Genomic DNA, 25,551 nt, shown 5'->3' on the forward strand with positions numbered 1-25,551 from the left:
GCCGGTCGCTTACGCTCTGCCTCGTGCGCACGGCTCGGATCGCCTCGGCCCTCCTGATGGGGGTGGCCGTCCTGGCGTATTCGGGCTGGCTGCTGGAGTTCTTCCTGCCCACCGGCGTGTCCCCGGTGCGGGACCCGGCCGAGGCCCTGCTGACCGGGCCGCCGGTGTTCCGGGTCCTGCTCGCCGTGGCCGGGGTCGCGTTCGCGCTCGCCGGGCCCCCGCTGCACCGGCTCGGGCCGGTCCAGTGGTCGGCGCGGCTCAGTTCGATCTCGGTGAGCGCGTTCGGCGTGCTCGTGCTGCTGCAGGCCCTGTACCCCGAGCACAGCGACCTGCTGTCGTCGCTGCTCAGCGTCGTCCTGGTGGCCGGGGTGATCAGCCTGATCCTGTGGTGGCCGCCGGGCTGGCGCGCGCTCGCGGTCGTGGGCCTGGTGCTGGTGCTGGCGACCTGGCTGGCCGTCGTGCTCGCTCGGCAGCTGGACGGCTACGAAGGCGTTTTCACGCGGGCGCAGCTGGTGGTCCGCGCGGCCCTGTACGGCATCGGCGGCGCGTACGCCTTCGTCAAGCCCGCCCCGCGGCACGCGCACCGATAGCGGAATTCCGCCCGGAAATGTCGGTGCCGGGTGGCACGATCGCCGCAGGTGTCCACGGACGGAAGGATCGACATGGCGGGAAACGTGCGCCCGGTGGCCGACGAGCGTGACGGGCTGCTGAGCTTCCTGGAACAGCAGCGGTACGTGCTCAGGCTGGCGGCCTACGGGCTGACCGACGAACAGGCGAGACTCACCTCGACGAAGAGCGCGCTGTCGGTGGGCGGGCTGATCAAGCACGTCGCGGCCACTGAGGACAGCTGGCTCGACACGGTGCTGCAGGTGCCGCAGAAGCCCTTCAGCGAGGCGGTGGCGGAGTACGAGTCGGCCCACCGGCTGGGCCCGGACGAGACCCTGGAAGGCGCGCTGGCCCGCTACGACGAGGTGGCGGCGCGCACGGCGGAGGTCATCGCGGGCATCGACGACCTCGGCCAGGCGGTCCCGGTGCCGAAGGGCGTGCCCTGGTTCCCGCAGGACGTCGAGGCGTGGTCGGTCCGCTGGGTCCTGCTGCACCTGATCCAGGAGACGGCCCGCCACGCCGGCCACGCGGACATCATCCGCGAGCACATCGACGGCGGCACGGCGTACCCCCTGATGGCAGCGGCCGAGGGCTGGCCCGAGTCCCCCTGGATCAAGCCCTGGACCCCGGCGTCCCAACCGGCCTGACCGGCTCGGCTCGCGGCCCACCCGCGAGCCGAACCTCAGACACACGTGTCGTCCCTCCAGGTACGCGTGTCGTCCGTCCAATCACGCGAGTCGACCCTTCAATCACGTGAGTCGACCGTCCAATCACGCGGGCTGCCGTTCTGAGCCCGGCCGGCCGGGCTCAGAACAGCGTCGGCTCGTCCGCCAGCGCGCCCTCGATCACGAGCATCCGGCGTTTCGTCCCGACACCGCCCCGCGCCGAGAACCCGCCGTCCTTCCCGCCGGCCGCCAGCACCCGGTGGCACGGGACGATGATCGGGAACGGGTTGTGCCCCATCGCCTGCCCGACGGCCTGCGCCGACCCCGGTTGCCCGAGCCGGTGCGCGATGTCCCCGTACGTCAGCGTCTTGCCCGGCGGGATCGTCCGCGCGACCTCGTACGCGCGCCGGTTGAACTCCGGCACCCCGGAAAAGTCCAGCTCGATCGACGCCAGCTCCTGCCGCGCACCGCCCAGCAGCGCCACGATCCCGGCCACTGCGGCCCGCACCGGCGCCGGCGGCGTTCCTTCGACGGCGTCCGGGAACCGCCGGACGAGCCAGGCGCGGGTCCGCGCCTCACTGCCCTCGGGCAGTGACGTCCCGACCACGACGTCGTCGCGCCAGGCGAGCCCGCACGCCCCGATCGCCGTGTCGAACACCGTGAACCCCGTCGTCATGCCGCCCAGCCTACGACCGAAGAGGGGTACCGCCCTGCCGCGAATGATCGCTAAGTTCGGTTTGGGCGAATTCGAGGAGGACGCGTGCGGCGAATCATCCTGGCCACGGCGCTCATGCTGGGCCTGATCGCGACTCCGGCGGCCGCCGACCCCCTGGTCATGCCGCACGTCGTCGTCACGCACCACACGGGGTGGGCCGAACTCGTCGTCAAGCAAGCCGGCGGGACCGTCGTCGCGAGCTACCCGCAGATCGGCGTCGTCGTCGCGTACACCGCGAAGGACGACTTCGCCGCGAAGGTCCGGAAAACGCCGGGTATCGACGCTGTCGGCGCGACGCGCACCGCGAAGATCCCGAAGGAGTTCTTCGCGTCCCGCAAGGACCTCCGCTACACCGGCCCCGCCTCGCCGAACTCCGGCCAGGTCCCGCCGGAGGGGACGGCATGGGACGTCCCGGCGCTGCACCTCCCCGAAGCGCACCGGGTCACCGACGGCAGCCGGCGCACCCTCGTCGGCGTCCTCGACGTCGGTGTCGACGACACCCACCCCGACCTGAAAACCGCCTTCGACGCGAAGAATTCGGTTTCCTGCCTGTCCGGCCGGCCCGACCGTGGCCCCGGTGCCTGGCGGCCCACGCTCGACGGCCACGGTACGCACGTCGCGGGCACGATCGCCGCGGCCCGCAACGGAACCGGCGTCGTCGGCGTCGCTCCGGGGGTGAGAATCGCCGCGGTCAAGCTCGCCGAACTCGACGACACCGAGACGGCCGAGAGCATGGTCTGCGGGTTCGTCTGGGCCGCCGAGCACGGGTTCGCCGTCACCAACAACAGCTACCGCTCGATCCCGTGGCGCTACAACTGCGACGACCAGCCGGACCAGGCCGCGGCGAAGCTCGCCGTCGGCCGGGCGGTCGCGTACGCGCAGCGCCGGAACGTCCTCGTCGTCGCCTCCGCCGGCAACGCCGGGATCAACCTCGACACGCGCGCGGTGGACAAGGAGAGCCCGGCCGACAGCACGCCGGTGGAGCGCCGGATCGACCCGAGCTGCACCCGGCTGCCGCACGAGCTGCCCGGCGTCGTCGGCACCGGCGCGCTCGACGAGAAGCTCGTCAAAGCGAGCTTCTCGAACTACTCGGCGTCCCGGATCAGCGTCGCCGCGCCCGGCGCGCGCGTCTGGTCGACCTGGCCGAACGGCGAATACCGGTCCGCGAACGGGACGTCGATGGCCGCGCCGCACGCGAGCGGTGTCGCCGCCCTGATCGCGAGCGAGCACCCGCACTGGAGCGCCGAGCGGGTCAAGCGCGCCCTCTACGCCACGGCGACGCCGCTGCCGTGCCCGGACGCCGTCTGCGCGTCCACGAAGGACGGAACGACCTACCACGGCCACGGGATGGTCGATGCGGCGAGCGCCGTCGGCGCGGGATGATGGCGCTCGTGCTCGATCACCTCGTCTACGCCGGTCCGGACCTCGCCGACGCCGTCGCCCGGGTCACCGCCCTCACCGGAGTCACGCCCGTGCCGGGTGGCCGCCACGTCGGCGTCGGCACGGCCAACCACCTCGCCGACCTCGGCGCGGGGATGTACCTGGAGGTGATCGGCCCGGACCCGGCCCAGCCGGACCCCGAAGGGCCGCGGCCGTTCGGCATCGACGACCTGACCGAGCCCGCGCTGGTCGCCTGGGCCGTCCGCACGACCGACATCGACGCGACGGTCGCCGCGGCCCGCGCCCACGGCTTCGACCCGGGCGACCCGATGGAGATGTCCCGCGAAACCGGCGACGGCGAAACGCTGCGCTGGCGCCTGACCCCGCCGAGCGTCCCGGGCACCCTGCACCCGTTCCTCATCGACTGGGGCGCCACCCCGCACCCGACGACGCGCGACCTGCCGTCCCTGCCGCTGCTGATGGTCACCGGCACCCACCCGGACCCGGATTCGGTGCTGGCGGCGACCGACGCGCTCGGCCTGGAACTGCTGGTCCGCCGGGCCGCGAAAGCCGGCCTGACGGCGGCCCTCCGCACCCCGGACGGCCGCCAGGTCGCGCTGAGCTAGCTACGGACGCTCACCGTCATCCGGGTGGCCGTCAGGGCATCGGTGATCTCGGCCAGTGCGGCGCGAGCGCGGTCTTCCCCGAGGCGGTGACCGGTGCGGGCGTGGCACTCGACGGCCGCGCGCGCGGCGGTCTCGGCCGCGTCGCGACGGCCCAGCCGGTGTTCGGTGAGCGCCAGCGCGGTCAGGGCGGTTCCCCGCTGGACGTTCCGGCCCGCGGCGACGGCTCCGGCGAGCGCGGTCTGGACGTAGTGGGCCGATTTGGCCAGGCTGCCCAGGTGCCGGTACGAGACCGCCAAACCGATCCGGGCGTCGCCGAGGACACGGCTGTGTTCGTCCGTCGCGAAGAGGTCGGCGGCTTCGCGGAAATGGGCGAGCGCCTCGCGGTGACGGCCGTCGAGCTGGTCGACGGTGCCCTGGGCGACGAGGGCTTCGCCGAGGACCCGGACCGCGTCGACGGATCGGGCGGCGGCCAGCGCCTTTCGCGCCGTGCCGCTCGCCTCGTCCGCCCGGCCCGCATCGCGGTGCACCGCGGCCAGGTGGGACAGCGTTTCGGCGGCGTCCACAGCGGATCCGAGGGTTTCGAAGGCGGCCAGCGCCGCGGTCAGGTGCTCTTGCGCCGCCCGCAGCCTGCCCGCCGCGAGGTGCACCTGACCGAGGTTGGAGCGGGCCGTCGCGGCGGCGTGCGGCGAGCGCACCCGGTCGCAGATCGCCATGGCCTGCTCGCTGCATTCGCGGGCCACCTCCAGCTCGCCGAGTTCCAGGTGGGCACTCGCGCTGTTGAGCAGCGCGTTGGCCACCACGAAGTCCTGTCCGGTACGCCTGCCCAGTTCCCGCCCTTCGGCGAACAGCTCGACGGCCGGCGCGGGCTTGCCGATCTCCAGCTGGATGATGCCCATGTTCAGCAGCGCCGCCCCTTCGATGGGCACCAGCCCGGCACGGCGGCTCCTCTCGAGTGCCTGGCCCATCTCGTCCAGCGCCTCGGTGTGCCGGCCCAGCGTCCAGGCCAGGATGCCCAGGCTCATGTGCATCGCGGCCCGCGCTCCTTCGTCGCGGGCGTGCACGGCGGCTCGCAGCGCGGTACGCGCGGCGGACGCCCACTGGGTCGTCGTGCTGCGTGAGTGGAAGTAGCCGCGAAGCGCGTCGGCCAGGTGCCAGGCGTAGGACGGCAGACCGGCGGGCTCGGCCGCTTCGATGGCGGCCATGAGGTTGGCGTGCTCGGTCTCGAGGTGGTCGCGGGCCTGGTCCGCGGAGCCGAACCGGGCACCGGGCCGCGGTCGCGGAAGCCGGCTGAGGTCCGGGTACAGCACGGTCCCCGCGGCGTCGGCGGCGTCGAGGTAGTGCGCGAAGAGCCGGCGCAGCGCCGCCCGGCGGTCTTCGGCCGGCTCCTCGCTGCGGGCGCACTCGGTCGCGTAGAGCCGCATCAGGTCGTGGAACTGGAACCGGCCGGGCACCGGCCGGCCGAGCATGTGCCGCGAGACGAGGTGGTCGAGTGCCTCTTGGGCCTCCGGCAGGCAGTGACAACCGGAGCTTCGCTCCGGGCCGGGGGCTTCGCCACCCGGACCCCCGCAAAGCCTGCCGCAGCCGAGCACCGCGGCGGCGACCTCGGCGCCGAAGTCCTGGCCCGGCACGAGCCCGAGCAACCGGAACAGCCGCCGCGCCCGGTCCGGCAACGCGTGGTAGGACAGGGCGAACGTCGTGCGCACGGCGGCTCGCGGATCGCCGGGGACGGCCAGCCGTCCCAGCCGGTCACCCGCGCGCAGCTCCGCGAGGTAGTGCTCGACGCCCCCGTCGAAGTTGGCCGCGGCGAGCCTCAGCGCCAACGGCAGGTATCCGCACAGCCGGGCGACTTCGGCCAGTGCGGCCGGGTCCGCGGTGCCGGCGCCGAGCAGGTCGGTGAACAGCGTCCGGGCCTCGTCCGGGCTCAGCGTGTCGAGTGTCACCACCCTGGCGTCGTGGAGCGCGGCGAGCCCACCGAGGTGTACCCGGCTGGTGACCAGGACGGCGCAGCCCGGTGTGCCGGGCAGCAAGGGGCGCACCTGCTCGGCGTCGGCGGCGTCGTCGAGCAGGAGCAGGACGCGCCGGTCCGCCAGCCGCGCCCGCAGCTGGGCCGCCCGCGCCTCGACCGATGCCGGGAGGTGGGCGCGGTCCAGCCCGGTGGCGTGCAACAGGTCCGCGAGTACCTCGGAAAGCTCGGCCCGGCCGAGCCGGACGTGCCACTGACCGTCCGGGAAGGCCGCGCGCAGCCGGTGGGCCACCCGCACCGCGAGCGCGGTCTTGCCCACCCCCGCCGGGCCGCACACGCCCACCACCGGAACGGCCGCCCCGGTCAGGGTGATCAGCAGCTGGTCCACGAGGTCGGCCCGGCCAGCGAACACCCGGACGTCCAGCGGCAGGGTGCACTGCGCGACCCAAGGTGCCGAGTGCGCCGGATCCACCGGCGGCGGGGGACCGGCGGCCGAGGCTTCGACTTCGCCGGTGAGCACGGCCTGGTGCAGCTCGCGCAGCCGGTCACCCGGCTCGATGCCCAGTTCGTCCCGGAGCCGGGTCCGCACGGTGCGGTACGCGGCCAGCGCTTCGGCCTGCCGGCCCGCGCGGTGCAGGGCGAGCATCAGCTGCGCCCAGAACCGCTCCCGCATCGGGTGCTCGGCCGTGAGCCCCCGGAGTTCGGCGACCAGCTCGGCGTGCCGGCCCGCGGCCAGCTCGACGTCGATGACCCGTTGGAGCACCTGCAGGCGCTCTTCGGACAACGACGGCGCCACCGTGGCCCGCAACGATTCCGACGGCACGTCGCTGAGCACCGGGCCACGCCAGAGCGCCAGGCCCGCGCGCAACGCTTCGGCCTCGGCGAGCGGGTTCCCGCGCACGGCGTCCGCACCGGCGACCGCGGTGCGGAACGCGTCGAGGTCGAGCGCGCCGGGACCGACCTCGATCGAGTAGCCGTCGCGGTGGGTGGTGATCGGCTCGGCGGGCGCGAAGGCCCGGCGCAGCCGCTGGACATAGGTCTGCACGGTGCTGCGGGCCCCCGGGGGCGGCGCGTCCGCCCACAGGTGCTCGATCAGCTCGGCGACCGAGACGACCTGTCCGGCGCGCAGCAGCAGCGACGCGAGCACCACGCGGTGCTTGCCCGCGGGCACCGGGACCTCCCGCGCGCCGATCCGCACCCGCAGGGCGCCGAGCACGCCGAACTCCACCCGCGACCTCCCCCTGTCGGTCCCATGTGCCAGCAGAGTGTGTCAGGACCGAGGGGCGGTTGTTCGCCGAATGGGCGTATTGACCGTCAGCGCCGCAGGCCGTGTTGCTCGGCCTGCAACCGGTAGAGCTCGGCGTACCGGCCGTCGACGGCCATCAGCTCCTCGTGCGTGCCGTGCTCGATGACGCGGCCCTCGTCGAGCACGTAGACCCGGTCGGCGCGCCGGACGGAGGCCAGCCGGTGGGTCACCAGCACGATGGCCCGGCCGGCGTCGGCGAGGCCGCAGACCTGGTCGAACACCTCGGCCTCGGCGCGCGGGTCGAGCGCCGCGGTCGGCTCGTCGAAGATGACGACGGGCGCGTCCCGGTAGTGCACCCTGGCCAGGGCCAGCCGCTGCCACTGCCCGCCGGACAGCGCGGTCCCGCCCCAGAACTCCCGGGCCAGCAGCGTGTCCCAGCCGCGGTCGAGCCGGGCGATCACCTCGTCCGCGCGGCCGAATCGCGCGGCCCGGCGCACGGCTTCGGCGTCCGGCGGCCGGGTGGAGCGGCCGATGGTGACGTTGACCCGGGCGGTGAACGGCCACTGGACGAAGTCCTGCGCGACGAGCGCGACCTGGTCGAAGACACTTTCGCGGTCCAGCTCCGAGGTCGGCACGCCGTCCCAGCGGACGCTGCCCCCGCTTGGCAGGTACAGCCCGGAGAGCAGCTTGGCGAGCGTGCTCTTGCCCGAGCCGTTCTCGCCGACGAGCGCCACCACCTCGCCGCGCCGGACGGTCAGGTCCACGCCGCGCAACGCGGGCTCGGCCGAGTTCGGGTAGCCGAAGTGCAGGTCGTGGGCCGTGATCGTGCCCGGGGTGTGTGGCAGTCGCCGGCTCCGGGCGGGCATCGCCTCGGCCTCGGCCCGCTCGCAGGCCTGCTGCCAGTCCTGGACGAACAGGCCCTGCTCGTAGAGGTCGTTGACGGCCATGACCAGTTTGGTCAGGTGCTGGGTCCCGGTCCGGATCGCGAGCACCACGGTGCCCGCGACCGCCAGCGGCACCGCGCCGGCGATCAGCAGCAGCCCGAGCGCGCCGTAGGTGGTGGCCTTGGCCAGCCCGGACACGCCGTCGGCGGCCAACGTCGTCCGGGCCTGGCTGTCGGCCAGCCGGGATTCCTCCGCCTCGGCCTGCCCGGCCAGGCGCCGGTAGTGGTCCAGCAGGAACCGGCCGCTCTGGTGGGCCCGGACCTCTTCGGCCGACGCCGGCTGGGTGAGCAGCGACGCCAGGGTGTCGAGCTGGCGGTGCAGCTCGGTCCACCGTTTCATCGAGAGGAACCGCGCCCGTGCGACGCGCACGGCGCCCCAGGCCGACGGCAGGATCACCGCGAGCAGCATCGGCAGCAGTGCGGGGTGCAGCACGGCGAGGACGCTGCCCGCGGCGAGGAGGCCCGCGATCGCGTCGAGCAACGCGATCGTGGCCGTGGTGACCTGGCGGGCGGCCAGCGCCCCGCGCCGGGCGGCTGCGAGGTTGTTGCTGAACGTGGCGTCTTGCACGACGGCCAGCTCGACGGCGGCGGCCCGTTCGAGCAGCCGGACGTAGGCGGCCCGATCGACGCGCGGCCCGAGCCGTCCGTTGGCGGCACTGCCCACCGAGGACAGCACGCTGCGCAGCACCCCGCCCGCGACGACCCAGGCGATCGACGGCGCAGCGGCCAGGAGCAGCTCCCGGCTCGGCGGCGCGGACAGCAGGACGGCCAGCACGGAGTTCGTGGCCACGAGGATGACGGCCGTCGCCGCCCCCGCCAGGACGTTCGCCGCGACCGCGACCGGCAGGGTCCACCGGCCCGCGCGCCAGGCGATGCCGAACGTGATGCGCAGCAGCGCGGGCAGCCTGCGGAGCATGGCCCAGAAGCCGAGGGCGGCCGCCGCGCCTTCGTGCTGCGCGAACCCGTCGGTGAGCCGGATCCCGGTGCCGAACAGCGGGTCGTCGCCGTCCGGGCCGCGGCGGTCGTCGTTCTTCGTCGTCCACAACATGGGTCACGCCACCAGGAACAGTCGTGGCCACGCGGGTGGCCGGGGTGCGGTGAGTGCGGTCAGCACCATGGCGATCCCGGCGGCACCGACCAGGAGCCCCGGGTTGTCCACTGTGGACCCGCCGGGCTCGACGTCGCGGAAGCCGAACACCGTGTCCGGCTCGTAGGCGTCCAGCAGGCGCGTGCAGAGCCGCGCGGCGTGCGTGCGATGCCGTTCGTCGCCGGTGTCCCACCAGAACAGGGCGGAAACCAGCAACGCACCCGCCGTGCCGTGGCAGAAAGCCGGTGTCCGGTGTTCGGTGTCGAGCAGGGCCAGCTCCTGGGCTCGCTCACCCAGCCGGACGTCGTCGAGGGCGCGGGCGGCCAGCCACAGCGCCCGGGCGGCCCCGGCCCGGCCCACGCACCAGCTGTCGTTCTCGAAATGGGCCGTGGCCACGCGGTCCGCCAGCGCCCGGATGGCGGTCCGCAAGCCGGGGACCCGCCGATCCAGCAGTGCCAGCGCGGCGAGCGGCCCGCTCGCGCCGTGGGCCAGGCCGGGCTGGGGAAAGTCCGGACCGAGCCGCGCCAGTGCGTCGCCGAAGGCGGACAGCACCCGGGTGGGAGTGCCGGCGTCGAGCAGCAGGGCCGCGGTCCAGCCGGACAACCCGTGGACGACGTCATAGCCCGACTCGTGCGCACCGGCCGTCGCGAGGACCCGGTCGAGCGTCGGCAGCAGGGCGGCCGCGAGCTGTCCCCGCAGGCCGGCGTAGCGCGTCCCGCCGCGGCTGAGCAGGCCGGCCGCGGCCAGCACGCCGGTGCCGCCGACGAACAGCGACAGCGAGCCGTCCAGCTCGTCGAACGCGGTGACGGCCGCGGAGAGGAACCGGTGACCCACCCGGTCCCAGCCCGCCGCGGGGTCGGCGGCGTCCAGCGCGGCGCACAGCACGGCGGTACCCGCGTCACCGAAGGCCAGCGACATCGGCCGCCACCGCACCTCCTCGGCGAACGCGGACTGCCCGCCCAGCGCGGCGACGCCCGCGGCGATCCGTCCGGGATCGACCGCGCGCGCCGCCACGTCGGCGGACACTGCCGCGACCCGCGCCGCGAGGGCGGGGTCAAGCAGAGCCCGGAGCACCGTGGATCAGGTGTTGCACATGGTCGGAGCGAGCGGAGCCGCACTCTCCGGCGCGAACCTGGTGTAGCAGGTGATCGTGCAGTTGCTGGTCGTGGTGCAGCCCTCGGTCACGGCGGAGGCGTGCACGCAGTCGTCGGAGTAAGCCCCGTTGAGGGAGTACCTGTCCTTGCCGTCCTGCGGCAGGATCCGCAGCTCCAGCTCGAACATGGCGTCCTCTTCGGTCGGCGCCATCATCGTCATTCGTCGGTTTCCTTTTCGTGTCGATCTTCACGGGACCGGCCACAGCGGGCCCGGTTCCACCTTCCGGGCAGCCGCCGACGCCCTGCCGACGCTCCGCCGACGTCTCGCCGACGCGGCCCGGGAAGCCGGTGACGCGGTGCGGTGAAGCGTGGTTGTGTGCGTGGCGTTCCGATGTGGAGGGAGTCCCGGTGGTTCGCTACGTGCCTGACGAAGCAGCCGTGCTGCGCATGCCGACCGCTCCGGCGTCGCTGGCGGAGGCGACGCGGGTCAGCCTGGCCGACGCATCCGGTGTGCTGCGCACCGCGCTCACCGATCCGGTGGTGCGCGAGGCCGTCGAACTGTCGAGCACCGCTCTCGCCGGGGCACTGCGGAACGCGGACGCGGGACGCGCCGCGACGACCGAAGTGGACCGGGCAGCCCGCACGGTCGCCCGGTACCTGCTGCGCATGGCGGGCAGGCCGACCCCGTTCGGCCTCTACTCCGGCGTGGCGGTGGCGGCCTTCGACGACGCGACGAAGGTGCGGCTCGGCCCGGCACACCGCAAGGGAGTCCGGGTCGACGCGGGCTGGCTGACCGCGGTCGTGCTGCGGCTGGAGGGCGATCCCCGCGTGCTGCGCACCCTGCGGGTGGTCGCGAACGACCTGTGTTTCACCCGGGGCGACCGGCTCGTCCTTCCGTACGTGGCGAACGACGGGGGCAAGGAGACGCGCTCGGCCCGGGAACTGTCCGTGCGCCGCACCCCGCCCGTCGACCTGGTCTTCGCCAGGGCCCGGGAACCGATCGCTTTCACCGCGCTGGCCGGCGAGGTCGCCGCCGCCTTCCCGCGCGCGTCCGGCGCGGCGATCGAGAAGATGCTGACCGGCCTGGTCGCCCAGGACATGCTCCTGACCGACCTGCGGCCGTCGCTGACCGACACGGACCTGCTCGGCCACGTCATCGACCGGCTCGCCGCGGTGCCCGATCTGCCGGAACTGCCGGCGCTGCGGGAAGCGCGCACCCTGCTGGCCGCCTACGCCGAAGCGCCGATCGGTGGCGGGCTGCCGCAGTGGAACCGGGCCGTCGCCGCGTTGCGCGCGATCCAGTACACCGAGCGGGCCCCGATCCAGGTCGACCTGCGCGTCGACGCGGAGGTGCGGCTGCCGCGCGAGGTCGCCGAGGAGGCCGCCCGCGCCGCCTCGGTCCTCACCCGGTTCGGGGCGGCCCGGCCGGAGCTGCCGCAGATCGCGCAGTACCGCGAACTGTTCGCCGAGCGGTACGGCATGCAGCAGCTGGTGCCGCTGGCCGAACTGGTCGACCCCGAACGCGGCCTCGGCGTGCCCGCGGGCTACCAGGTGCCGGACAGCGAGCGGCGCTTCGATGTCGAAGCGATCCCGCCCACCCCGCTCGACGACACCCTGGCCGCACTGGCCCAGCGGGCGTTGCTCAACGGCTCGCTCGAAGTGGTGCTCGACGACGAGCTCGTGGACGCCCTCGCGCCGCACCGTCCGGACGCCCCGGCGCCGGACAGCGCCGAGCTGTGCGTCCGGGTGCTCTCCCCGTCCGCCGCGGCCCTCGACGACGGCGACTTCCAGCTGGTGGTGGGCCGGTCGGGCGGGTCGCCGAACGCGGGGGAGATGTTCGCCCGGTTCGCCTACCTCTTCGACGACCGGCCCCTCCCGGTGACACCCGACCAGCCGGAGCTGCTCGCCGCACAGCTGGTGTTCCGCCCGGTGCACGGCCGCATGGGCAACGTGCTGCAGGTGCCCTCGGTGTGCGAGCACACCCTCGCCATCGGGACGTTCGCCGAACGCGGGCGCGACGACGTGCTCGGCGTGGCCGATCTGGCCGTCGGCCTCGACGGCGACCGGCTGTTCCTGGCCGCGCCCGCGCTGGGCGCCGAGGTGCTGGCGGTTTCGCCGCACCGGGTCAACACCAGCCGGTCCACGGCGAACGTCGTGCGGTTGATCCGGGAGATCACCTCGACGGCGCACTGCGGGCTCGACCCGTGGTCGTGGGGCTCGGTCATCCGGCGGCTGCCGATGCAGCCGCGGGTCCGCTACGGCCGCACCGTGCTGGCCACCGCCACGTGGCGGGCGAGCAACCTCATGCGGGACACGAGCCTGTCCTGGGCGGACTGGAACACCGAACTCGACGCGTGGCGGGAGCGGTGGCGGGTTCCCGAGCGGGTGCAGGCCATCGACGGCGACTCCTGCCTGGAACTGGACCTCTCCGGTGAACTGCACCGCAGGCTGCTGCGCGACGAGCTGACCCGGCGCCCGGACACCCTCGTCGGGGAGGTGCTCGGCGGCCCGGCGGACACCGGCTGGCTCGACGGCCACACCGCCGAGCTGGTGGTGCCGATGCGCGGGGCCGGACCGCGCCGCACCGCCGCCCGGGTCGTCCCGCAGCCGCCGTCCCCGCGACCCCACCTGCCCGGCGGGGAATGGCTGTACGCCAAGCTCTACGCCTCGGCCGCCCGCCACAACGAGCTGCTGGCCGAGCACGTCGGCCGGCTGCGCCTGGACGCCGATCGCTGGTTCTTCATCCGGTACACCGACCCCGAGCCGCACCTGCGGCTGCGCTTCCACGGCCCGGCCGGCGAACTCCTGCCCGGCCTGCACGCCTGGGCCGCCGAACTGTGCGCCGCGGGCCTGGCGAACCGGCTCGTGCTCGACACCTACGTCCCGGAGTCCGCCCGCTACGGCGGTCCCGAGCTGATGGCGGCCGCCGAGCACGCCTTCCGCGCCGACAGCGAATCCGTCCTCGCCCAGCTGCGGCTGACCGAGCTGGGCATCGAACCCGGGTTGCTGGCCGCGGCCAACTACCTCGACCTCCTCGACGCGTTCGACCCGGACCGCGACTGGCCGGCGTGGCTGCTCGGCCAGTACCCCAAGGGCCGCCACCACCGCGACTTCCAGGCGGTGCGCCGGGAAGCCGTCGCGCTCCTGGACCCGGCGAGCGGCTGGCGTGCCCTCGCCGAGCGTCCCGGTGGCGACCTGCTCCTGCAGTCGTGGGCCGCGCGGAGGCCGGCGCTGGCGGCGTACGGCGAGCAGGCCCGCGCGAGCGGCGGAGCGCCGGACTCGCTGCTGACGGCGTTGCTGCACATGCACCACAACCGGCTCGTCGGGATCGACCGTGAAGCCGAGTTCCGGTCGCTGGCCCTGGCCCGAGGCGCCGTCGAGGCCCACCGCAACCGGGCGAGGTTCGGCAAGTGACCACAGTGGACGTGACCGCCGTCCGCACGCGGGCCGGGTTGGTGGTCGAGCAGGTCGCGCGCAGGCTGGCCGATCCGGTGGCGATGATGGCCGAGATGGCCGAGCGGTCGCCGGACCGGTGGACGCCGTTGTCCTTGTCGGACGGCTATCCCGCGACGGCGTTGCTGTTCGCGGAACTGGCGTGCGCGGACGCGGGCTACCGCGAAGTGACCCACCGCCACCTGGCGCTGGGCGCCCAGGCGGAACCGGTGGTTCACGGTCTCTACGTCGGAGCGGGCGCACTGGCCTTCGCCACTGCCCGGGCCGTGCGCAGACCCGGCGACTACGCCGGTCTCCTGTCCACTTTGGACGAGCTGCTCACCGGCTGGGTCGCGCGCCGGCTCCACCCGGAGTGGGAGCGCCTGGCCTCGGGCACGGCGGGCACGGTGTTCTCCGCCTACGACGTGGTGACCGGCGTGACCGGGGTGGGCAGGCACCTGCTGGACCGCGGCGCGGTCGAGGTGACGCGCGCCGTGCTGCGGTACCTGGTCGCGCTGACCGAGACCGTCGGCGGGCGGCCGGGGTGGTGGGCCGAGCACCCGGCCACGAAGGCCGGGCAAGCCGATGCCGGGATGGCCCACGGCATCGCGGGGCCGCTGGCGCTGCTGGCGCTCGCCTGGCAGGCCGGGGTCCGGGTGCCGGATCAGGAGGCGGCGGCCGAGCGGATCGTGGACTGGCTGCTCACCTGGTCGGACCTCGACGAGCACGGCCGCTACTGGCCGGCCTGGATCGCCGCGGCGGAGCTGACCGGCCGGCCGCCGCGGCTGGCACCGACCAAGTCGGCCTGGTGCTACGGCACTCCCGGCATCGCCCGGGCGCTGGCCCTGGCGGGCTCGGCGTTCGGCCGTCCGGAGTGGACGGACGAAGCCGTCTGCGCGCTGACGGCGACGCTGCGCCGGCCCGCGGCCGACCTCGGCCTGGTGGATGCCGGCCTGTGCCACGGCTGGGCCGGGCTGCTGCACCTGGTTTCGCGGACCGGCCGGGAAACCGGTTCGCCGGAACTGCTCGCCGGCGCCGACCGGATCGCCGCCCACGTCCTGGACTCCTACGACCCCGGTTCCGCGTTCGGCTTCCGGGCGGACGGGAACAGCGACAGCGCCGGGTTCCTGGAGGGCGCCGCGGGCGTCGCGCTGGCCCTGCTCGGCTGGCTCGGCACACCGGCATGCGGGTGGGACGCGGCGCTGCTCGCCGCATGACATCTCGACACAGGGAGAGAAATGACCGACGACTACACGACCGACCCGGCCTGGGCGGCGCTGTTCGCCAAGCCCGAGCAGGCCCAGGACCTGCGCTGGGGCCGGGAGCACCTGGTGTTCGCCGCCGCCGATCCCGTGCGCGAGCTCGTGACGCGCGAGAAGATCGAGCACTGGCTGGTGTACGGCAACCTGCGTTATCCGCAGCTCACCGTGAGCTACGGCGGAGACGCCGCGCCGGTGACCACCTTCACCCGGTCGCGCACGCTCAACCAGCACCAGCTCACCGGTTGCGCCCACGCGGACGACATCGGCGAGCACCTGGAGCGCGGGGCGACGCTGGTGCTCAGCAACATGGAGCACTACGACCCGCAGGCCGCCCGGCTCTGCCGCGACATCGGCGCGGCGGTGTCCGGCTCCACCCAGACGTACGCGTACCTCACCGCGCCCGGCCGGTTCGGCAGCCGCCCGCACCGCGACAGCGCCGACGTGTTCGCCGTGCAGGTCGAAGGCACCAAGGAATGGACGCTCTACGACCTCCCGGACGGCGGTGACTGGAACCGGGGGTACATCGAGGAGGACACCCCGGTGAGCGCCAAGGTGGTACTGGAGCCGGGGGACGCGATCTACGTGCCGTCCGGCCTCGGCCACCGTGCCCAGGCCGGTCCGGAAGGTTCGCTGCACCTCACCATGTCCATCGGGGTCCCGCGGGTGCACCAGGTGATCGACGTCCTGGCGGAGGACCTGCGCTCGCGGTTCAACCGGAACGAAGCGCTCCCCCCGGGGCAGCCGGGGCGCACCGAGATCGTGGCCGAGGCATTGCGCCGCATGGCCACCGCGATCGAAGAGGCCGATCCCGCGGCGATCGCGGGCGCGCTGGTCCGGCCGAACCCGTGGCCGGTGGAACCGCGACGACTGCCTTGGTGAAAGGGCGTGAAGGCCGCCTCGGGGAACTTCCTCGAGGCGCCCTCCACGAACCGGTGATCAGGCCTTGCCCTCGCGCCACAGGTTGGTCATCGGCAGCCGCCGGTCGCGGCCGAAGGCCTTGAACGTGATCTTCGTGCCCGGCGGGTACTGGCGCCGCTTGTACTCGGCCTTGTCGACCATCCGCACCACGCGGTCGATGGTCTCCGGGTCGAAGCCCGCGGACACCAGGTCGGCGTACCCGCGGTCGCCCTCGACGTAGTCGTCGAGGATGTCGTCCAGCAGCGCGTAGTCCGGCAGCGAGTCGGTGTCCACCTGGCCCGGCCGCAGCTCGGCCGACGGCGGCTTGGTGATGGAGTTCTCCGGGATCGGCGGGGTCTCCCCGCGTTTCACCGCTTCGGCGTTGCGCCACCGCGCCAGCTGCCACACGTGCGTCTTGAAGACGTCCTTGATCGGGGCGAAGGCGCCGACCGCGTCACCGTAGATCGTCGAATACCCGACGGCGAGCTCGGTCTTGTTGCCGGTGGCGAGCACCAGGTGACCGTCCAGGTTGGACAGTGCCATCAGGAGCATGCCCCGCGTCCGCGCCTGGATGTTCTCCTCGGCCAGGCCGGTCAGGGAGAGCTGGTCGACGTACACGCGCACCATGTCCTCGACCGGCTCGACCCGGTAGTGCGCGCCGATCCGCTGCGCCAGGTCGGCGGCGTCGTCCTTCGAGTGCCCCGACGAGTACTTCGAGGGCATCGAGACGCCGTAGACGTTGTCGCCGCCCAGCGCGTCCGCCGCCAGCGCCGCGCAGACCGCCGAGTCGATGCCGCCGGAGAACCCGAAGGTCACCGACGAGAAGCCGTTCTTTTGCACGTAGTCCCGCAGCCCGACGACCAGCGCGTGCCACACCTCGGCCTCGTCGGACAGCGGCTCGCTGATCACCGGCGTGGCCGTCGGCTCGTACGCCGGCAGCGGATCCTCGTTCAGCACCCGCCGCCGGACGTGCAGGCCTTCGAGCTCGCCGTCGGCGGCGTGCCCGCCCGCGGCGAGGTCCATGTCCAGCACGAGCAGGTGCTCGACGAACTGCGGCGCGCGCGCCAGCAGCGTGCCGTCCGCGCCGACGACGAGCGAGTCGCCGTCGAAGACGAGGTCGTCCTGCCCGCCGATCTGGTTGGTGTAGACCAAGGGTGCCCCGGCTTCGGCGGCGCGCCGGGCGATGAGCGGCAGCCGCTGCTCGTCCTTCGACCGCTCGTACGGTGACGCGTTCGGCGCCACGACGAGGTCGACGCCGGCGCGGCCCAGCGCCGAGACCGGCCCGCCGTCCTGCCAGAGGTCCTCGCAGATGACCATGCCGATGTCGAGCCCGTGGAACCGGACGACGTCGAGCGTCGTGCCCGGCTTGTACCAGCGGTGCTCGTCGAAGACCCCGTAGTTGGGCAGGTGGTGCTTGAACTGCCGGGCGACGACCTCGCCGCGGTAGAGCGCCGCGGCGGCGTCGCGCGGGCCGACCTCGTCGAGGTCGAGGTAGCCGAGGTAGGTGAGCACTTCGCCGCACCCGGCCTCGTCGAGGCGGCGCGCCAGCGACTCGACGCCCTGCCGCGAGGCGGCCGCGAAGGTCTTGCGGAGCGAGAGGTCCTCGATGGGGTAGCCGGTCAGGGACATCTCGGGGAAGACGACGACGTGCGCGCCGGCTTCGGCGGCCCGCCGCGTCCACTCGACGTGCAGATCGGCGTTGCCGTCGAGGTCGCCGACGGTGGGGTTGACCTGGGCGAGTGCGATGCGCAGTTGCGGCATGCCGCCATTCTGGCTCACGGTCACCCGGAAGGCCGAGCGAATGTGGGCGAAATGCCACGCTCAGGCCGAGGCCACGGCGTCCCGGTGCTTGAGCTTCGCCATCCGGCCGTCCGGGTGGTGCCAGACGACGCCTTCGAACTCCGGGTGCGCTCGCAGCCACGTCATCAGGCCGTCGAAGTGACGCGGGACGTCGCCGAACTCCTCCGCGGTGGCATGGGGCACCAGCCGGTGCTCGCCGAGCTGCTCCGGATCGCCGTTGACCTCCGGACCGCACAGCTCGTAGGTGCCGGGCGCCGCACCGGGAAGCCGCTCCCGCGCCTCCTCGAAAAGCTTCGCGAACGCCGACTGCCCGACCGGCTCCCAGCCGACGGTCTTCCCGGTTTCGGGGTCGGTCTGCACGGCCTCGAACCCCTCCGGTGCCGCCTTGGCCGCCTTCTCCGCGCGCCGCGCCCACCGGGTGCCGGACTCGTCGAGCCGGGCGCAGGTGCCGTCGTCCTTGCGGGCCCGGGCCGGGACAAACGAGAAACCCCCGCCCGGCGAACCGGACGGGGGCCTGCCGACGGAAGCGGCTACTTCCGCTTGATCATGCTCCGGACCTTCTTGATGGTCTGCTCGAAGTCCGAATCGAACGGGTTGTCGTGCACCAGGTACGTCCACGTCGTGTTCGCGCGCCGCACGCCCGCGTCACCGAGGTCGATGCCCTCGTCGGTCAGCTCCGCCTCTTCGAGCGTCTTCGCGGCCCGGGAATCGGCCTCGCCGATGATCTTGTGGAACTCCGGGATCGCCGCGCGGTGGAACTCGTCCAGCGGCGTCTCGCGGGCCAGCGCGCGCAGGTGGATGCTCTCGCGGACGTCGGTCAGGTACGCCAGGTGGTCGGACCACAGCTGGTCGATGTGGAACAGCAGCACCTCGCGGCACATCTGCTCCAGCTTGTCCTGGTCGTCGAGCTTCTCCTTCAGCTCGCCGAACTTCTCCGGGTGCGCCTTCTCGAGCTGCTCCGCCGCGTACGCGGTGCGAAGCACCTTGTCGCGGTGCACCAGCAGGTCCCGCCGCTGCCGCTCGATCAGCCGCGTGTAGCGCCAGGTGTTGCGGTGGATCTCCAGGTCGACACCCTCGGCGACACGCTGGGCGTGGTTGAGCTGCCGCAAGGCCGCCGGGTCGGTGATCTCGCCGGTCTCCTCGTCGTCGGTGATGCCCTCGGGCACGTCCGGCGCGTTCGACAGCACGAGTTCGTCGTTCAGGCTCGCGAAGAAGATCGCGCTGCCCGGGTCGCCCTGCCGGCCGGAGCGGCCGCGCAGCTGCCCGTCGAGCCGGCTCGACGGGTACCGCGCGGTGCCGATGACGTGCAGCCCGCCCAGCTCGACGACCTCTTCGCGGGTCGCCCCGTCGGTGCCGCCCAGCCGGATGTCCGTACCGCGGCCGGCCATCTGGGTGGACACGGTGACCGCGCCCTTCTTGCCGGCCTCGGCGATGATCGCGGCCTCTTCGGCGTCGTTGCGCGCGTTCAGCACGACGCACTCGAGGTCGACCTTCGCCAGCTTCTCGGCCAGCTCTTCGGACTCGGCGACGTCCTGGGTGCCGACGAGGATCGGCCGCCCGGTCTCGTGCACCGTGCGGATCTCCTCCTCGATCGCCCGCAGCTTCTGCGACGGCGAGGCGAAGACCCGGTCTTCGAGGTCTTCACGGATGTTCGGCGTGTTCGGCGGGATGACTGCGACCTCGAGCTCGTAGAACTCCCGCAGCTGCTCGGCGACCGCGACCGCGGTCCCGGTCATGCCGGCGACCTCGGGGTAGCGCGCCAGCAGCGCCTGGACGGTGATCGAGTCCAGGATCTCGCCGCGGTCGGTCGCGGTGACCTGCTCCTTCGCCTCGACGGCCGCCTGGAGGCCGTCCGGCCAGCGCTGGAGCTCGGCGACACGGCCACGGGCGGCGTTGATGAGCTGCACCTTGCCGTCGCGGACCAGGTAGTCGACGTCGCGGGTGAGCAGCGCGTGCGCGTGCAGGGCGACGTTCACCGCGGGCAGCCGGTCCGACGCCGTCTCGCCGTAGAGGTCGTCGACCTCCAGGCCGAGCGACTTCGCGACGACGGACGCGCCGGCGTCGGTCAGCCAGGCGTTGCGGCCCTCGCTGTCGGTCTCGTAGTGCAGGCCGAGACGCAGCCGCCGGACGACCTTCGCGACCTCTTCGTCGGCGTCGGTGTGGTCGATCGAGCCGGCCATCACCAGCGGGACGCGGGCCTCGTCGACCAGCACCGAGTCCGCCTCGTCGACGATCGCGACCTCGGGGGCGGGCTGGACGAGGTCGTCGACCGACGTCACCAGCCGGTCGCGCAGCACGTCGAAGCCGATCTCGGCGACGGCGCCGTACGTGACGTCCTTGGCGTAAGCCTCACGACGCTCTTCGCGGGAGTGCGCGGGCTCGACCCAGCCGACCGACACGCCGAGCAGGGCGTACACCGGGCCCATCCACTCCGCGTCGCGGCGGGCCAGGTAGTCGTTGACCGTCACGACGTGAACGCGCTTTCCGCGCAGGGCGTACCCGGCCGCGGCCAGCGCACCCGCGAGGGTCTTGCCCTCACCGGTCTCCATCTGCACGACGTGCTTGGTGAGCAGGCCCATCGTGCCCAGCACCTGCACGTCGAACGCGCGCTCGCCGAGGGCCCGCCGCGCGGCCTCGCGGCCCAGCGCGCACACCTCGACCAGCTTCTCGTCGCCGAACGCGGTGTCCTTCAGCGTCTCGCGAAGCTTGCCCGCCCGCTCGGTCAGCTCCTCGTCGGAGAGCTTCTCGAGCTCTGGTTCGAGCTTCTCGACCGCGGGCAGCAGTGCTTCGTAGCGGGTCAGCTCGACGCTGCCCGGCCGCTGGATGATCCGGCGGAGCTTCTTGCCCACCCGGCTGATCAGTGCTGCCACCCCTGGTCTCCCGTTCTCTCTCGCTCGACCGGCCTCCACCACCCAACGCGACGGTGGTGCGTTCGAGTTCCGCGGCCGGATGGGACGATCCAACCGTGTTCCCACATCCCAGCGCCAGGTCCCGTAGTCGCAGGATCACCGCGATTGCGACATCCGTGCTGTTCGCGGCCTCGCTGACCGCGTGCACGTCCACCGGCAAGACCGAGCCGCCCGCACCGACGACCGAGTCGCACCCGCCGTCCGGGCCGGTGCCCGCCGGGCTGGAGCGCTTCTACGGCCAGAGCCTGAGCTGGGCCGACTGCGCACCTTACGCGACGTCGGAAGACTCGCGGTCGGCGTTCCAGGCGAAGGACGTCCAGTGCGCGCGCCTGACCGTGCCGCTGGACTACGCGAAGCCGGCGGGGGACACGATCACGCTGGGCCTGCTCCGGCGCAAGGCGACGGACGCCGGGGCGCGGATCGGCTCGCTCGTGGTCAACCCGGGCGGGCCGGGCGCGTCGGGCATGGTCGCGGCCGCCGGGCTGGCCAAGCCGATGACCAGCACCGGCCTCGGCAAACGCTTCGACCTGGTCGGTTTCGACCCGCGGGGGATCGGGGCGAGCCAGCCCGCCATCCACTGCCTGACCGACCAGGAACGGGACGCCGACCGCTCCGACGACAGCGAGACCGACGGCTCACCGGCGGGCGTGCTGAAGCAGGAATCGCAGGAAAAGGACTTCGCCGCCAAGTGCGCCCAGCGCACCGACGACGGCACCGGGATGCTGGCCAACGTCGGCACCCGCGACGTCGTGAAGGACCTGGACGTCCTCCGCTCGGTCCTCGGGGATGAAAAGCTCACCTATTTGGGCTACTCCTACGGCACCCGGATCGGGTCGGCGTACGCCGAAGCGTTCCCGAAGAGCGTCCGCGCGATGGTCCTCGACGGCGCGGTGGATCCCGAGCAGGACGCGGTCGAGTCGCTCGTCGCGCAGGGCCAGGGCTTCGGGACGGCGTTCACGCAGTTCGCGAAGTGGTGCACGGCCCAGCAGGACTGCGCGCTCGGCGCGGACGCCGGCGGCGCGGTGAAGGCGTTCCAGGACCTCGTCCGCCCGCTGATCGACTTCCCGGTGCCGGTCGGCGACGGCCGCAAGCTCTCCTACGAGGACGCCACCACCGGCGTCATCCAGGCGCTCTACCAGGAAAGCCTCTGGGACACCCTGAACTCGGGCCTCAACGAGCTGAAGCAGCAGCGCGGGGCGACGCTCGAGAAGCTCGCCGACATCTACAACGAGCGCGACTCCGACGGCAAGTACGGCACCACGCAGGACGCGTTCACCGCGATCCGCTGCGTCGACGACCCGCGCGTCACCGACCCGGCCGTCATCCTCAAGGCGCAGGAGGAGTACGTGAAGGTGGCGCCGTTCCTCGACGACGGCCGCCCGGCTTCGGCGGCCCGCGACGCCTGCGCCTTCTGGCCGGTGCCGAACACGTCCGAACCGCACGTGCCGAACATCGAAGGCCTGGCGAAGACGCTGGTCATCTCGACGACCAACGACCCGGCGACGCCGTACCAGGCCGGCGTCAACCTCGCGAAGGGCCTGAAGGGCGCGCTGCTCACCTTCGAGGGCACCCAGCACACGGTGTTCCTGCAGGGCGTGAAGTGCGTGGACGAAGCGGGCACGGACTACCTGGTCGACGGCACGGTGCCGCCGGACGGCAAGCGGTGCTCGGGGCAGTAGCGCTTTGCGGGGGTCCGGGTGGCGAAGCCCCGGTTGTCACAGTTACCGCTGCTCGGTCAGCGACAGCTCGATCATCACCGGGCTGAGGTGGTCGCCGGCCGGCGGGACCTGCACCCACAGCCGCACGAAGCGCCGCGGGCCGTCGTCGTCGGCGACCCAGACCTTGACGTTGAGGTCGGCGTCGATCGGCGGGAGCACGCTGTGCGCGACGGCGGCGGGCACCCGGCCGGCGACCCGCAGCGCGGGTGCGCCGTCGACGTTCTCGCGGCCCTCGGTCTTGGCGTCGGTCACCCCGTCGAGCAGTCGCTTCAGCCCGCCTTGCGGGCCGAGGAACGCGCTGATCCGGTACTCATCGGGCAGCGAGTCCTGGCCGTCGTGCACGGCGAACGGGAACTTGGTGTGCCCGCCGGTGGTGGTGTCGTCCTGGACGTCGGCCGTGCCGGTCGCGGTGCCGCCGTCGCCGAGGGTCGCGTCGCCTTCGATCTGGCGGAGCGGGAACCCCGGCAGCACGCCGTTGACGCCGGCCGCGAAGTGCACGCTCCGCACCGAGGCGAACGACGTCGCGGCCTCGCTCACCAGGGCAGCGCCCGCCGGGAAGGGGCCTCGGGTATCGGGCGAGCCCGTGCAACCGGCCGTCAGGAGAAGCGCGAGCAGCAGCGCGAGGCGGGGCATGGCGAAAGCCTACTGTTGGCCCAATCCTTGCGGATGATGTCCTTCCGGCCACTTTCGACCTCGCGCGCGGGCGATGAGACTGCCGGGGTGACCGTTGAGACCCGTCCCGCCCCGAAGCTGCACCGCGCGTGGCTGATCGCCGGCGCCGCTTTCGTCGCGCTGCTCGCCTCCGCCGGCTTCCGCGCCGCTCCCGGCGTCCTGATCGACCCGCTGCACGAAGAGTTCGGCTGGTCCCGCACCACCATCAGCTCGGCCGTCTCGGTGAACCTCGTGCTCTTTGGTCTCTTCGCGCCCTTCGCGGCCGCGTTGATGGAGCGCTTCGGGATCCGGCGCGTCTCGGCGACGGCGTTGACCGTCATCGCCCTCGGCGCGGGCGGCACGGTCTTCATGACCGCGAGCTGGCAGCTCGTGCTGTGCTGGGGCGTGCTGGTCGGCCTCGGCACCGGCTCGATGGCCATGGGGTTCGCCGCGATGGTCGCCGCGCGGTGGTTCGTCCGCAGCCGCGGCGTCGTCACCGGCGTCCTGACCGCCGCGGGGGCCACCGGCCAGCTGATCTTCCTGCCGCTCATCGCGAACCTGGCGGTGGGCTCGGGGTGGCGCACGGCGTCGCTGGTGATCGCGATCGCCGCGCTCGCCGTCGTCCCGGTGGTCCTGCTGGTGATCCGCGACCACCCCGCCGACGTCGGCACCACGGCCTACGGCGCGCCCGCCGAGGCCGAGGTCGCGCGTCCGGCGCCGAAGACCGGCTCGGTCCGCCGCGCGCTCTCCGTGCTGGGCCAGGCCGCCCGGACGCGGACGTTCTGGCTGCTCGCGGCCGGCTTCGCGATCTGCGGCGCGACGACCAACGGCCTGGTCGGCACCCACTTCGTCCCGGCCGCGCACGACCACGGCATGCCGCAGACGACCGCGGCGGGCCTGCTGGCCCTGGTCGGCGTCTTCGACGTGGTCGGGACGATCTTCTCCGGCTGGCTCACCGACCGCATCGACCCGCGGATCCTGCTCGGCGTCTACTACGCCCTGCGAGGGCTGTCGCTGGCGCTGCTGCCGCAGCTGTTCACCGACTCCGTGCAGCCGAGCATGTGGGCCTTCATCCTGTTCTACGGCCTCGACTGGGTGGCCACGGTCCCGCCGACGGTCGCGCTCTGCGTCCGCGCGTTCGGCGACGCCGGCCCGATCGTGTTCGGCTGGGTGTTCGCCTGCCACCAGCTCGGGGCCGCGTTCGCCGCGTCGGCCGCCGGCCTGGTCCGCGACCAGCTCGGGAACTACACCCTGGCCTGGTATTCGGCCGCCGTGCTGGCCGTCATCGCGTCGGTCGCTTCGCTGGCCATCACGCGGGCGAAGAAGCCCGTTGCGGTACTCGCGACGTGACTTCGGCGGCCACGGCGCGTCGCGAAACACGCCGTTAACACGCTGTGGTTAGGGTGCGGCCATGGATCGCCAGCAGGAATTCGTGCTTCGCACGCTCGAGGAGCGCGACATCCGTTTCGTCCGTCTCTGGTTCACCGATGTGCTGGGGTTCCTCAAGTCCGTCGCGGTCGCGCCGGCGGAGCTCGAAGGCGCTTTCAACGACGGGATCGGCTTCGACGGTTCGGCCATCGAGGGCTTCGCGCGGGTCTACGAATCGGACATGGTCGCCAAACCGGACCCGTCCACCTTCCAGGTGCTGCCGTGGGAGACGCCGGAGGGCGGCCCCTACTCGGCGCGCATGTTCTGCGACATCGCGATGCCCGACGGCTCGCCGTCGTGGGCGGACCCGCGGCACGTGCTCCGCCGCCAGCTGTCGAAGGCCGCCGAAGCGGGCTTCACCTGCTACGTCCACCCCGAAATCGAGTTCTTCCTGCTCTCGACCATGCCGGACGACGGCAGCGAGCCGGAGCCCGCGGACAACGGCGGCTACTTCGACCAGGCCAGCCACGCCACCGCGACGCACTTCCGCCGGCACGCCATCGAGACGCTGGAAGCGATGGGCATCTCGGTCGAGTTCAGCCACCACGAAGGGGCACCGGGCCAGCAGGAGATCGACCTCCGCTACGCCGATGCGCTGACGATGGCCGACAACGTGATGACGTTCCGCTACGTCGTCAAGGAGGTCGCGCTGACCCAGGGCGTGCGCGCGACCTTCATGCCCAAGCCGTTCACCGACCAGCCCGGTTCGGGGATGCACACGCACGTCAGCCTGTTCGAAGGCGACCGCAACGCCTTCTACGACGCCGAGGACCCGCACGAGCTGTCGGAGACCGGCAAGGCCTTCGTCGCCGGGGTGCTCCACCACGCCAAGGAGATCTCGGCGGTCACCAACCAGTGGGTGAACTCCTACAAACGCCTGATCAGCGGCAGTGAGGCCCCGACGACGGTGTCGTGGGGCCGGGCGAACCGGTCCGCGCTCGTCCGCGTCCCGATGTATTCACCCGGAAAGGCGTCATCCCGACGGGTGGAAATCCGTACGCTGGACTCGGCGTGCAACCCGTACCTGGCGTACTCGGTCATCCTGGCCGCCGGGCTCAAGGGGATCGAAAAGAGCTACGAGCTGCCGCCACCCGCCGAGGACAACATCTGGCAGCTGAGCGACTCCGAG

Annotated in this window: 19 protein-coding genes (1 of these 19 only partly in view); 10 read left to right on the forward strand and 9 right to left on the reverse strand. The window is 72.9% G+C overall.

Annotated features, from left to right (window positions below):
* Positions 1–23 precede the first annotated feature (23 nt).
* On the forward strand, positions 24–590 hold the full coding sequence (locus tag QRY02_RS43795) for a hypothetical protein (protein ID WP_285988567.1): 567 nt from the start codon (positions 24–26) through the stop codon (positions 588–590).
* 72 nt (positions 591–662) lie between these two features.
* A complete protein-coding gene (locus QRY02_RS43800) occupies positions 663–1,253 on the forward strand; it encodes a DinB family protein (RefSeq protein ID WP_285988568.1) in 591 nt (196 codons plus the stop codon).
* Positions 1,254–1,413: 160 nt separating this feature from the next.
* Here the strand turns inward: QRY02_RS43800 and QRY02_RS43805 are convergent, their stop codons facing one another.
* Positions 1,414–1,947 (reverse strand): methylated-DNA--[protein]-cysteine S-methyltransferase, encoded by a 534-nt coding sequence (locus tag QRY02_RS43805; RefSeq protein WP_285988569.1) that lies wholly within the window; start codon positions 1,945–1,947, stop codon positions 1,414–1,416.
* An 84-nt stretch (positions 1,948–2,031) separates the two neighbouring features.
* Here QRY02_RS43805 and QRY02_RS43810 point away from each other — a divergent pair, with 84 nt between their 5' ends.
* Together QRY02_RS43810 and QRY02_RS43815 are read left to right on the forward strand one after the other, a co-directional pair.
* A complete protein-coding gene (locus QRY02_RS43810) occupies positions 2,032–3,369 on the forward strand; it encodes a S8 family peptidase (RefSeq protein WP_285988570.1) in 1,338 nt (445 codons plus the stop codon).
* Between the two features lie 8 nt (positions 3,370–3,377).
* The gene (locus QRY02_RS43815; RefSeq protein WP_285988571.1) at positions 3,378–3,992 is read left to right on the forward strand and encodes a VOC family protein; all 615 of its coding nucleotides are present in this window, start codon (positions 3,378–3,380) and stop codon (positions 3,990–3,992) included.
* Here QRY02_RS43815 and QRY02_RS43820 read toward each other — a convergent pair.
* From QRY02_RS43820 to QRY02_RS43835, 4 genes are all read right to left on the reverse strand, one after another.
* Complete coding sequence (locus QRY02_RS43820; RefSeq protein WP_285988572.1) at positions 3,989–7,183, reverse strand: AfsR/SARP family transcriptional regulator; 3,195 nt, start codon at positions 7,181–7,183, stop codon at positions 3,989–3,991. The genes QRY02_RS43815 and QRY02_RS43820 overlap by 4 nt on opposite strands.
* 86 nt (positions 7,184–7,269) lie before the next feature.
* Positions 7,270–9,192 carry an ABC transporter ATP-binding protein gene (locus QRY02_RS43825; RefSeq protein WP_285988573.1) on the reverse strand — a complete coding sequence of 641 codons (1,923 nt, stop codon included), beginning with the start codon at positions 9,190–9,192 and terminating at the stop codon, positions 7,270–7,272.
* A gap of 3 nt (positions 9,193–9,195) precedes the next feature.
* A complete protein-coding gene (locus tag QRY02_RS43830) occupies positions 9,196–10,257 on the reverse strand; it encodes a lanthionine synthetase LanC family protein (protein ID WP_285988574.1) in 1,062 nt (353 codons plus the stop codon).
* A gap of 54 nt (positions 10,258–10,311) precedes the next feature.
* Complete coding sequence (locus QRY02_RS43835) at positions 10,312–10,545, reverse strand: hypothetical protein (RefSeq protein ID WP_285988575.1); 234 nt, start codon at positions 10,543–10,545, stop codon at positions 10,312–10,314.
* 200 nt (positions 10,546–10,745) lie between these two features.
* On the opposite strand from QRY02_RS43835, the gene QRY02_RS43840 reads away from it, so the two are divergent.
* The 3 genes from QRY02_RS43840 to QRY02_RS43850 are packed head-to-tail and all read left to right on the forward strand — an operon-like array spanning position 10,746 to position 15,898.
* Positions 10,746–13,739, forward strand: coding sequence for a lantibiotic dehydratase (locus QRY02_RS43840; protein ID WP_285988576.1), 2,994 nt, complete (start codon positions 10,746–10,748; stop codon positions 13,737–13,739).
* The gene (locus QRY02_RS43845) at positions 13,736–14,974 is read left to right on the forward strand and encodes a lanthionine synthetase C family protein (protein WP_285988577.1); all 1,239 of its coding nucleotides are present in this window, start codon (positions 13,736–13,738) and stop codon (positions 14,972–14,974) included. Before QRY02_RS43840 ends, QRY02_RS43845 begins: the two co-directional genes overlap by 4 nt.
* 21 nt (positions 14,975–14,995) lie before the next feature.
* Positions 14,996–15,898 carry a JmjC domain-containing protein gene (locus QRY02_RS43850; protein ID WP_285988578.1) on the forward strand — a complete coding sequence of 301 codons (903 nt, stop codon included), beginning with the start codon at positions 14,996–14,998 and terminating at the stop codon, positions 15,896–15,898.
* 57 nt (positions 15,899–15,955) lie between these two features.
* Here QRY02_RS43850 and QRY02_RS43855 read toward each other — a convergent pair whose 3' ends face one another.
* From QRY02_RS43855 to secA2, 3 genes are all read right to left on the reverse strand, one after another.
* The gene (locus QRY02_RS43855) at positions 15,956–17,677 is read right to left on the reverse strand and encodes an NAD+ synthase (RefSeq protein ID WP_285988579.1); all 1,722 of its coding nucleotides are present in this window, start codon (positions 17,675–17,677) and stop codon (positions 15,956–15,958) included.
* Between the two features lie 60 nt (positions 17,678–17,737).
* Complete coding sequence (locus QRY02_RS43860; RefSeq protein WP_285988580.1) at positions 17,738–18,076, reverse strand: RNA ligase 1 family protein; 339 nt, start codon at positions 18,074–18,076, stop codon at positions 17,738–17,740.
* Between the two features lie 170 nt (positions 18,077–18,246).
* Positions 18,247–20,586: an accessory Sec system translocase SecA2 gene (gene secA2, locus QRY02_RS43865; RefSeq protein WP_285988581.1), complete on the reverse strand. Its 2,340-nt coding sequence runs from the start codon at positions 20,584–20,586 to the stop codon at positions 18,247–18,249.
* Positions 20,587–20,741: 155 nt separating this feature from the next.
* Between secA2 and QRY02_RS43870 the strand changes: the two genes are divergently transcribed.
* Positions 20,742–22,304, forward strand: a complete 1,563-nt coding sequence (locus tag QRY02_RS43870; RefSeq protein WP_285988582.1) for an alpha/beta hydrolase — start codon at positions 20,742–20,744, stop codon at positions 22,302–22,304.
* Positions 22,305–22,346: 42 nt separating this feature from the next.
* Here QRY02_RS43870 and QRY02_RS43875 read toward each other — a convergent pair whose 3' ends face one another.
* Complete coding sequence (locus tag QRY02_RS43875; RefSeq protein WP_285988583.1) at positions 22,347–22,976, reverse strand: LppX_LprAFG lipoprotein; 630 nt, start codon at positions 22,974–22,976, stop codon at positions 22,347–22,349.
* An 87-nt stretch (positions 22,977–23,063) separates the two neighbouring features.
* On the opposite strand from QRY02_RS43875, the gene QRY02_RS43880 reads away from it, so the two are divergent.
* Positions 23,064–24,344 carry an MFS transporter gene (locus QRY02_RS43880; RefSeq protein WP_285988584.1) on the forward strand — a complete coding sequence of 427 codons (1,281 nt, stop codon included), beginning with the start codon at positions 23,064–23,066 and terminating at the stop codon, positions 24,342–24,344.
* Positions 24,345–24,405: 61 nt separating this feature from the next.
* A protein-coding gene (gene glnA / locus QRY02_RS43885; protein ID WP_285988585.1) for a type I glutamate--ammonia ligase crosses the window boundary here: on the forward strand, positions 24,406–25,551 show its 5' portion. The gene runs 198 nt beyond the window's last position; 1,146 of the gene's 1,344 nt are visible here — the first part of the coding sequence; the start codon lies at positions 24,406–24,408; its stop codon lies beyond the right edge, outside the window.

Source organism: Amycolatopsis sp. DG1A-15b, assembly GCF_030285645.1.
GTDB lineage: Bacteria > Actinomycetota > Actinomycetes > Mycobacteriales > Pseudonocardiaceae > Amycolatopsis.